This is a genomic window from Phaeovulum sp. (assembly GCF_041596715.1).
GTDB lineage: Bacteria > Pseudomonadota > Alphaproteobacteria > Rhodobacterales > Rhodobacteraceae > UBA6213.
The window spans coordinates 1-10,088 of sequence record NZ_JBFHIA010000106.1; the positions used below are offsets into that span (position 1 = coordinate 1).

Below are 10,088 nucleotides of genomic sequence, written 5' to 3' on the forward strand. Positions count from 1 at the left end.
CAGCCAAAGATCCGGGGCTTCCTGAAAAAGAACCATCGCCGCCAAATTCAAGCCACGATTCAAAGCGAAAACAAACCCATACCGCGACGGACGAGACCAGATGCAACAGGTCGAAGACGCCGGGGCGCGGAGTTAACCAGGGCCAAGGAGCTATACGATGAAAATGTTCAAAATGCTGAAGTCTTTCCGCGCTCAAGAAGATGGCGCTGTGACTGTTGACTGGGTTGTGCTAACCGCTGCCGTTGTTGGCCTGGGCGCTGCCGCGCTGGCCATGGTGTCGGGCGGGACTGAAGCACTGACTGGCAAAATCGCTACCCATCTTTCGGGCGCGACGATCGCGACCTCGTTCTGATCGACCGCTTTTCATGAGATCGTTTAAGACCGCGCCCGAAAAGGCGCGGTCTTAATGCTTTGGGGCGTCGTTGTGGAAAGGCACGCCTGCCGGGGAATAAGCGAAAATACCCCGAAATTGTACGCGCCATGCCAAGAACTTGCCACGTTTCACAAGCAAAACTTACCCATACCGCGACGGACGAGGCGAGGTCAGAGACAGCCTGTGACGCCGGGACGCGGAGATAGTCGAACCAAGGAGCTACAGATGAAAATGTTCAAGATGCTGAAGTCTTTCCGCGCTCAAGAAGATGGCGCTGTGACTGTTGACTGGGTTGTGCTGACCGCTGCCGTTGTTGGCCTGGGCGCTGCCGCGCTCGCCATGGTGTCGGGCGGGACTGAAGCACTGACTGGTAAAATCGCTGCCCACCTTTCGGGCGCCGATATCTCGACCTCGTTCTGATCTACTGTCTACCAGCTCCGAAAGCCGCGCCTCTGGGCGCGGCTTTTCTTTTGGTGGCAATTGCTTGGGCCTTGCCGAAAAGATTTCCCGAAAGCGCCTCAAAGTCGCCCCCAACCGATGCAAACTTAATGTGGAGGCGCGTCCGGCACCCGGTCGATGCCACGTCAACATAGATATGAGGTCGAGCGCCATGCGTTTCTTCAAGTTTCTCCGCACCCTGGCCCGCCGTGAAGACGGTGCAGTGACCGTTGACTGGGTGGTATTGACTGCCGTTGTCTCAGGTTTCGGCATGGCCGTGACCGCCATTCTCTGGAGCGAGATCGGCACCGCAAACAACAACATCGTTGAGTTTATGGACAAGCAAGAGATCAAGACGGCGTTCTGATCTGTTAGCGTATTTCGCAACGATGCACGAAGTTTTGCAACGATTGGCCACGATCAGGCCACAATCGGAATGCATTATGGCCGGGTAAAGCGCCCCTGCGGGGGGGCATGTACGACAGGAAAGGGTATCGCATGCGTATGGTTTATGGCTTGGTGTTGCTGGTGGGCGTCGCGCTTGCAGGCGTTGCTGTCTATATGGCGCAAGGTTACATCGCACAGGCGCAGTCAGAGCGTGACGCGCTTTTGGCGGCACAGGCACGCGCACCAGAGCTGGTGCGGGTGGTCGTGGTCAAACGCGCGCTGAAATACGGTGAACGTTTCAGCCAGGCGGATCTTGAAGTGATCGGCGTTCAGGCCGGCAAGACGCCTGAAGGCATCTTCAACGCGATTTCCGTACCGATGGGCACTGACCCGGCCTTTGCGACCGTATTCTACGACGGCGAAACCCGCCCGCGCGCCGCGCTGCGCAGCTTTGAAGCCTATGAGCCGCTGCTGGCGAGCAAGATCACCGCGCCGGGCGTCGATGCCGGGATCATGGCGAACCTTGCCCCCAACATGCGCGCCTTCACCATCAACGTCGATATCGCCAGCGGTGTCTCGGGCTTTCTGCGCCCCGGCGATTTGGTCGATGTCTACTGGTACGGCCAATCCGGCCAGCGCGAAGTGACCAAGCTGATCGAGGCCAACCTGAGGCTGATCGCCATCGACCAAAGCGCCGATGCGGACCGTTCGGAAGAAACCAAGATCGCGCGCACAGTGACCGCCGAGGTCAGCCCCAGCCAAGTGGCATCGCTGACGTTGGCGCAAGCGACGGGGCGGTTGACGCTATCGCTGGTGGGCAACAACGACACCATGGAAGTCGGCGCCATCGAGGTTGACCGCAATTCGCTTCTGGGCATCTCCGAAGAAGAAGCCGTTGCCGTGGAAGCCGCAAAGGTCTGCACGATCCGCTCGCGCAAGGCAGGCGAATTGGTGCTGGTCGAGATCCCGTGCACGAACTGATCGCCGTTTTTTGCGGCCTGAAAACGCGGGGGCAGTGATGCCCCCGCGTCACGCATTTGCACCAATTCAACTTAAAATGCCTCGCAAGATGTTGATTCTTGCAAATTATTGGCATTTCGCGCATTCTGCATATCAATTCGGGCGATCGAGACCCGGGAAACGGGCGCTAGACCCGTCGTGCAGCGTGATCGGAGAGGCAGGATCACAATGAAATTGCGTGTTCTTTTCAGGGCGTTGGCCCTAGGCACGGCGCTTGGCGCCGGAATGATTGCGCCAGCTCATGCGCAGGCGCTGCGAGTGCTTTCAAGCGCGGTTGCCGAAACGCTTGCGGTGCCAATGAACCGCGCGGTCGTGGTGGAAAGCGACGTTCCCTTTGCGGAATTGTCGATTGCCAACCCAGGTATCGCCGATATTACAACGCTGTCGGATCGCACCATCTATGTGCTTGGCAAGACGCCCGGGCGCACCACGATGACGATCCTCGGCGCTGACGGCAGCCTGATCTCGAACGTAGAGGTGCAGGTCACCCCTGACATCGCAGAGTTCAAGGAGCGCCTACAGCAGATCCTGCCGGGCGAGCCTATCGAAGTGCGCACCGCAAATGACGGTATCGTGCTTTCGGGCACAGTCTCGTCTATCGCCAAGTTGGATCGCGCGCTGGAACTGGCGCAGCGTTACGCGCCAGACCGGGTTTCCAACCTGATGAGCGTTGGTGGCACGCAGCAGGTCATGCTGAAGGTCCGCTTTGCAGAAATGCAGCGCTCGGTTTCCAAAAGCCTCGGCGCCTCGTTCGGCCTTTCGGGCCCTGGCAACGAGGCCTCGCTAGCCGTCAGCGCGGGCAACACCGGTGCGCTGGCCTCGCTTTTTGCGGGCGAAACGCCATCGCTTGCGACAGACAGCTTTGGCGGCATCGGTGCCACGGTGACGATGGGCGACATCACGCTGGCCGCGATGCTTGAAGCGCTTGAGGCCAAGGGCATGGTGCGCACGCTTGCGGAACCGAACCTGACCGCGCTTTCGGGCCAAGAGGCACGATTCCTTGCTGGTGGCGAATACCCGATCCCGGTTTCGTCTTCTGACGGGGTTGCCATCGAATACAAGCCTTTCGGGGTAGAGCTTTCGTTTGTTCCGCGGGTTATCGATGGCGACATCATCAACCTTGAAATCACGGCGGCGGTGTCGGCCATCGACACCACGCAGACCTTGGTCAACGACAGCGGATTTACCATCAGCGCCTTCAAGCGGCGCGATGCGCAGACCACCGTGGAAATGCGCGACGGCGAAAGTTTTGCCATCGCAGGGTTGCTGCAAGACGATTTCAACGATGTGAGCACGCAGATCCCGTGGCTAGGCGATGTTCCTGTGCTGGGGCTGCTGTTCCGCTCTGCCTCGTTCGAGCGGAACCAGTCCGAACTGGTGATCATCGTTACACCGCATCTGGTCACGCCGACACGTGGCGAGGCGCTTGCGCTGCCTACTGACCGCGTGCGTCCGCCGACCGAGAACCAGTTGTTCCTGTACGGCAAAACTTCGACGCAGACCCCGAACACCGGTGCTGCCGCCGAGGTTGCACGGCAAGACTTTTCGGGTTCTTACGGCTATGTGATGGAGTAGGCGATGCAGGCGAAGCTCAAACTTGCCGTCATGCTTTTGTGCGCAGTCGGCCTTGGTGCCTGCGAACGCAACGGAACGTTTTTCGGCGAAGCAGGATCCGAACTTGATACCGCCGATTTCGGCAACTCGACGATGAACAACACTTTGATCCAGTCGGGTGATCGCGATTACACGATAAATCTCAACCAGCGCTTCACGGCGCAGGTGCCGACCACTGTGAACTTTGCGTTCAACTCGTCGGTGCTAGACGGTGCGGCGCAGCGCACGCTTGCCCAACAAGCCGACTGGATCCGGCAATTCCCGGAAGTGCGCTTCCGCGTGTATGGCCATACCGACCTTGTGGGTACCAACGCCTACAACCAGTCGCTGGGGCTAAGGCGCGCGCAGGCGGTGGTCAGCTTCCTCGTCTCGCAGGGTATTTCGCGCTCGCGGCTTGAGGCCATGGTCAGCTACGGCGAAACCCGCCCGCTGATCTATACCGAATCGGAAGACGTGCGGAACCGGCGCACAGTGACCGAGGTTTCGGGTTTCGTCAGCAATCACCCGACCATCCTGAACGGCAAATACGCCGAGGTCGTATTCCGCGACTATGTGGCGGCCGCACAATGGGCGCACACGAGCGGCCAGAACAACACCGTCGGCAGCGACAACTGACGTCAAAGCGCCACGATTGCATCTTATGGGGGCGGCCTTTGCAAACAAAGGCCGCCTTATCGTTTCGATAATCGCGCAAAACCGCACAATTACGCTTCTTTAGCCCCATTGTGGCCAAGATTGGAGGCGAGTTTAGCCTTCAGAAGTAGCAGTTGCACGACGCATGAGTCGTGCTGGGGTATGTGTGCGATGAAAAGTATAATGCAGCCAAACCAATGCGCTAGCATCGCCCTCGGTCCCCGCGGACAAGAGGATGGCAGGCAATGAGCAGCGCAGCGACAGTCTTGAAGACCGAGGCCGCCCCAATTCTGGCCTGCACGGTTTCACGCGATGTAGCAAACTTCGACCTTCTGATCGAAGACATGGAAGCCGAAATGGGCGAAAGCTGGGGTGACCTCAGCTTTCAGGACGCCGTCCTGTTTCTCAACCAACCCGACGCGGTGCAGCTACGCTTTATCGCAATCGCGGTGGACAGCGAGGACGAGGACGACCTGGCGCGCATCTCGGGCATCATCACCACGGCGCGTGAGCGCGGCGTGCATGTGATCCTGATTGCCGAAGAAATCAGCCCGATCGCGCTGCACCAGCTGTTGCGCCTTGGAGCCGACGATTTCGTGCCCTATCCGCTACCCGAACGCGCGCTGCACGATGCGATCGAGCGGTTGGGCAAGAGCCCCTCGCCCATAGTCGGCGCTGCCGAACCAGACCCGAACGCGGCACCCTCGACCTTCAAGGCGACCGGCGGCAAGGATGGCGTCATCCTGCCTGTGCACGGGCTGGCGGGTGGCACCGGCGCCACCACCTTTGCGGTCAACCTCGCGTGGGAACTGGCATCCATTTCCAAAAAGTCGCCGCCGCGTGTGTGCCTGCTCGACTTTGATTTTCAGTATGGCTCGGCATCGACCTATCTTGACCTGCCGCGCCGCGAGGCCGTTTTCGAACTGCTTTCCGATACCGCACATATGGATGGCGATAGCTTCAGCCAGGCGTTGAGCACCTTCAATGATCGCCTGCACGTCCTGACAGCGCCCGCCGATATGCTGCCGCTCGACATCGTGAACAGCGAAGACGTGCAGCGCCTGATCGAAATGGCGCGAGCCAATTTCGACTTCGTGGTGATCGACATGCCGAGCACGGTGGTCAGCTGGACCGAAACCGTGCTGGCACAATCGCATGTCTATTTCGCGCTGATCGAGCTCGACATGCGTTCGGCGCAAAACGCGCTGCGCATGATCCGGGCGCTGAAGTCCGAGGGGTTGCCGGCCGAAAAGCTGCGCTTCGTGCTTAACCGTGCGCCGCGCTTTACCGACCTTACCGGCAAAAGCCGGGTCCGGCGGATGGCCGAAAGCCTTGATATCGCGATCGAAGTACAGCTTCCCGATGGCGGCAAACAGGTAACTCAGTCCAACGACCACGGTCTGCCGCTTGCAGAAACCGCCGCAAAGGCACCGCTGCGCAAGGAAATCCAAAAGCTTGCGAAATCGCTGTTTGATCTGAACCTCGCAGCCGAGACTGGCCGCAATTAAGGACGGACCCAATGTTTTCGCGCTATAAAAAACCAGCAGCCCCGACGGCACCGAAGGCACCGGTCAGCACCCAAAGCGTGGGCCCGGCCGCCCCGGCGGTCAGCATTTCGCAACGCCGCGCACAGCCCGTGCAAGATGTGGCCGCCGCTGCGGTGCAAGACAAGGAACGCAAGCGCAAGGAGCGGATGGGCGAGTTGAAGGTAGAGCTGCACAAGCGGCTGCTCGATAACCTCAATCTCGCAGCACTTGAAAGCGCACCCGAAGCCGATCTGCGCGCCGAGATTTCCGCGATCGTCGCGGAAGCCTTGGGCGAAATGTCTGTGGTTCTGAATGGCAGCGAACGCTCGATCCTGAACCAAGAGCTTTATGACGAGGTCATGGGCCTTGGCCCGCTGGAACCTTTGCTGAAAGACGACACTGTCAACGATATTCTCGTCAACGGGCCGCATCAGATCTTTGTGGAACGCAGCGGTAAGCTGACGCTGACCGACACCACCTTCAAAGACGAAAAGCACCTGCTGCGGATCATCGACAAGATCGTTTCTGCGGTGGGTCGGCGGGTCGATGAATCGAACCCCTATGTCGACGCGCGTCTTGCAGACGGTTCGCGTTTCAACGCCATGGTGCCGCCGGTGGCGGTGGATGGCAGTCTGGTCTCGATCCGGAAATTCAAAAAAGACAAGCTGGGCGTTGATGATCTGGTCCGCTTCGGTGCTTTTACCGAAGAAATGGCCGCCTATTTGCAAGCGGCGGTTTCGACCCGGTTGAACATCATCGTTTCAGGCGGCACCGGCTCGGGCAAGACAACCACCTTGAACGCGCTGTCGTCGTTTATCGACAATACCGAGCGGATTCTGACGATCGAAGACACCGCCGAACTACAGCTGCAACAGGTGCACGTCGGCCGTATGGAAAGCCGCCCGCCAAACGTTGAAGGCCGCGGTGCCGTGACCCAGCGTGACTGCTTGCGCAACGCACTGCGGATGCGGCCCGACCGCATCATCGTCGGCGAAACCCGCGGCGAGGAAGTGATCGACATGTTGCAGGCCATGAACACCGGCCACGACGGCTCGATGACCACGATCCACGCCAACTCGGCGCGCGACGCGGTCAGCCGACTGGAAAACATGATCGCCATGTCGGGTATCGAAATGCCGATCAAGGCCGTGCGCAGCCAGATCGCCAGTGCGGTCAACCTGATCGTGCAGGCCAGCCGCCTGCAAGACGGCTCGCGCCGCATGACCTCGATCACCGAGGTGACGGGCATGGAAGGCGAAGTGATCTCGATGCAGGAAATCTTCCGCTACGAACGGCTTGGCCTTGCGCCTGACGGCATGATTATCGGGCGCTTCACCGCGACCGGCGTGCGCTCGCACTTTTCTGACCGCTTCAAGCAATGGGGCTATGATCTGCCGGCCTCGATCTACGAACCCGTGGGGAACTGACCATGATCATCAGCCCGACACCGATCATCTATGGCATCATCTTCGTTGCAGTTCTGCTTTTGGTCGAAGGCATCTACCTGCTGGTCTTCGGCAAGTCGATCTCGCTCAACAGCCGCGTCAACCGACGGTTGGAACTGCTGGAAAAGGGCGGGCGGCGCGAAGCCGTGCTGGAACAGCTGCGCCGCGAGATTTCGCAGCACCGCAACTCCAAGGGCATTCCGCTCTATTCGCTGCTGGCCGAAAAGGCGCAAAAGGCGAATATCGCCTTTTCACCGAAGGCGCTGATCGGGGTCATGGCATTGCTGGTTGTGGTGGCCTACCTTGGCCTGACGATCGGGACCGATGCCGCAGCACCGGTGCGCGTCGCGTTGGCCGTGGCAATGGGGGTGGGCGCTGTTTACCTCTGGGTTTCGGGCAAAGCCAACAAGCGGCTTGCAATGATCGAAGAGCAGTTGCCAGACGCGATCGAGCTGATGGTGCGCTCGCTTCGGGTGGGACACCCGTTTACCTCGGCCATCCAGATTGTCGCCAAGGAAGTCGCAGACCCGCTCGGATCAGAGTTCGGGATGATCGCGGACGAGGCGGCTTATGGCCGTAACGTCGCGGAATCGCTGAGTGATCTGGCGGAACGCGTGGATATGCAAGACCTTCGCTTTCTGGCTGTTGCCGTGACCATTCAGCAAAGCTCAGGTGGTAACCTTGCGGAAATCCTTGAAGGGCTTTCCAAGGTTATCCGGGCGCGGTTCCGGCTGTTCCGCCGCGTGAAAGCGATCACCGCCGAAGCGAAATGGTCGGGCAAGTTCCTGTCGGGCTTTCCGCTTGGCGTATTGCTGATCATCCAGGTGGCCGCGCCAGACTATTACGACGGCGTAAAGGAAACCTCGGCTTTCGTTCCTGCCGCAATCATCGTCTTCGTGCTTTTGGGCATCAACATGCTCTTCATGAAGGTGATGACGAACATCAAGGTTTAAGGGGCCCGCCATGCAGTTCTTCGCGCCACTCTCGCAGATGCTGACAGACACCTTGGGCCCGCTGGGCCCGGTCATTGCGCTGGCCGCGCTGGGGCTTTTGCTAGTGCTCTCGGTGCTGCCCATGTTCCTGCGCAAAAACGTCGATCCGCTCGACAAGCTGCGCGAGGCCGCGCGCGCCAGCGCGGCGCGTTCGGGTAGCGATCAGCAGCAAGCGCTGCGGCTTGGTAGCGGCAAGGACAAGCTGGAAAAGTTTGCAGGCTTCCTAGAGCCGCAAAGCGAAGTCGAAATGAGCGACGCGCGCCTCAAGATGACCCGCGCGGGCTATCGCAGCCCCAACGCCGTGCGCACCTTCCACGCCATCCAGTTCGGGCTGGGGCTGAGCATGTTGTTTCTGGGCGTGGTTTACGCATTCTACGCGGCGCAGGGCGGTGAAGTATCGACCACGAAGATGATCATGTCGGTTCTGCTGCCGGGCGGCGCGGGCTACTATTTGCCGAAATACTGGGTCGAGCGGCGGGTGCAGACGCGGCAGCAGGAAATCCAGAACGGCTTTCCCGACGCGCTTGATCTGCTGTTGGTCTGCGTCGAGGCCGGCCAATCGCTTGACCAAGGCATCATCCGCGTTTCGAAAGAACTGCAGGCCGGATATCCGGCGCTTGCCGAAGAGTTCGGGCTGGTCGCCTACGAAATCAAGGCGGGCAAGGAAAAGACGCAGGTGCTGCGTGCCTTTGGCGAGCGGTCGGGCGTGCAGGACGTAAACTCGTTCGTGACCGTGATGATCCAGTCGCAGACCTTCGGCACCTCGATTGCCGAGGCGCTGCGGGTCTATGCTGGCGACATGCGCGACAAGCGCGTGATGCGTGCCGAAGAAGCCGCCAACAAGATTCCAACCAAAATGACGCTTGGAACCATGATGTTTACGGTGCCGCCGCTGCTCATCATCCTTGTCGGCCCTTCGGTAAACGATATGCTGACCTCGTTCGCGAGCATGAACATGTAAGGTGATGTCAGACATTTTTTCCGCAGCCGCCCCTGCCACCGCTATTCTTGCGCTTCTGGCGCTGACCGCCTGTCAATCGACGGGCGGTTTTGCGCGTGACCCTTCTTCGCCCTACGCGCCCGGGCTTGTGCCTGGCGGCGTTGCCGTGGACGGGTTGACAGTAGGGCATCGGCTGATGGCTGCTGGCGAGTATGAGCTGGCGCTTGACGCCTATCTGCGGGCCGCGTCCGAGCAAGGGGCCACAGTTGATGTGATTGCATCACTCGGTTCCGCCAACTTGCAGCTTGGGCGCTTGGGGCAAGCCGAAAGACTGCTGCGGCAAGCGATCGCAATAGATGGCACCTTCGTGCCGGCTTGGAACAACCTCGGCGTCATATTGATGGAAACAGGCCGCTATCCAGAGGCTGCGCGCGTTTTCCAGACCGCCTACGCGCTCGATAGTGGCCAAACTGACTCGATCCGCGAAAATCTGCGACACGCGCTCGCAAAGGTAGATAACCCATCGTATGATCCCTCCGGCGAGGCACTTTCGCTGGTCAGTACCGGACAAGGGCAATATCTGTTGCTGACCCGACCCTGAGGCACAGTATCTGAGGCAACGAGCAAAGGACGCACAAAGATGCGCCACCCGGTTCTGATGACGCTCTGCTTGGGCAGCGCGGTCGTACTTTCTGCCTGCAACACGCAGTCTGACGCAGA

At 59.8% G+C, this 10,088-nt stretch carries 11 protein-coding genes; all 11 read left to right on the plus strand.

Translation table 11 applies throughout. The features are described 5' to 3' along the window. Positions 1-157: 157 nt before the first annotated feature. Positions 158-352 (plus strand): hypothetical protein, encoded by a 195-nt coding sequence (locus tag ABY403_RS08845; RefSeq protein ID WP_372840421.1) that lies wholly within the window; start codon positions 158-160, stop codon positions 350-352. 246 nt (positions 353-598) lie between these two features. Beyond that, positions 599-793, plus strand: a complete 195-nt coding sequence (locus ABY403_RS08850; RefSeq protein ID WP_372840422.1) for a hypothetical protein — start codon at positions 599-601, stop codon at positions 791-793. A gap of 190 nt (positions 794-983) precedes the next feature. Next, on the plus strand, positions 984-1,178 hold the full coding sequence (locus tag ABY403_RS08855; RefSeq protein ID WP_372840423.1) for a hypothetical protein: 195 nt from the start codon (positions 984-986) through the stop codon (positions 1,176-1,178). Between the two features lie 131 nt (positions 1,179-1,309). After that, entirely contained in the window at positions 1,310-2,179 is an 870-nt protein-coding gene (cpaB, locus tag ABY403_RS08860) for a Flp pilus assembly protein CpaB (RefSeq protein ID WP_372840424.1), read from the plus strand. A gap of 207 nt (positions 2,180-2,386) precedes the next feature. Beyond that, complete coding sequence (locus ABY403_RS08865; protein WP_372840425.1) at positions 2,387-3,793, plus strand: type II and III secretion system protein family protein; 1,407 nt, start codon at positions 2,387-2,389, stop codon at positions 3,791-3,793. A gap of 3 nt (positions 3,794-3,796) precedes the next feature. Further along, positions 3,797-4,447 carry an OmpA family protein gene (locus ABY403_RS08870; RefSeq protein WP_372840426.1) on the plus strand — a complete coding sequence of 217 codons (651 nt, stop codon included), beginning with the start codon at positions 3,797-3,799 and terminating at the stop codon, positions 4,445-4,447. A 263-nt stretch (positions 4,448-4,710) separates the two neighbouring features. Next, positions 4,711-5,973 (plus strand): CpaE family protein, encoded by a 1,263-nt coding sequence (locus ABY403_RS08875; protein ID WP_372840427.1) that lies wholly within the window; start codon positions 4,711-4,713, stop codon positions 5,971-5,973. A gap of 11 nt (positions 5,974-5,984) precedes the next feature. Then, positions 5,985-7,418 (plus strand): CpaF family protein, encoded by a 1,434-nt coding sequence (locus tag ABY403_RS08880; protein WP_372840428.1) that lies wholly within the window; start codon positions 5,985-5,987, stop codon positions 7,416-7,418. Between the two features lie 2 nt (positions 7,419-7,420). Continuing rightward, entirely contained in the window at positions 7,421-8,389 is a 969-nt protein-coding gene (locus tag ABY403_RS08885) for a type II secretion system F family protein (protein ID WP_372840429.1), read from the plus strand. A gap of 10 nt (positions 8,390-8,399) precedes the next feature. Continuing rightward, complete coding sequence (locus ABY403_RS08890) at positions 8,400-9,389, plus strand: type II secretion system F family protein (RefSeq protein WP_372840430.1); 990 nt, start codon at positions 8,400-8,402, stop codon at positions 9,387-9,389. 4 nt (positions 9,390-9,393) lie between these two features. Next, entirely contained in the window at positions 9,394-9,969 is a 576-nt protein-coding gene (locus tag ABY403_RS08895) for a tetratricopeptide repeat protein (RefSeq protein ID WP_372840431.1), read from the plus strand. Positions 9,970-10,088 lie beyond the last annotated feature (119 nt).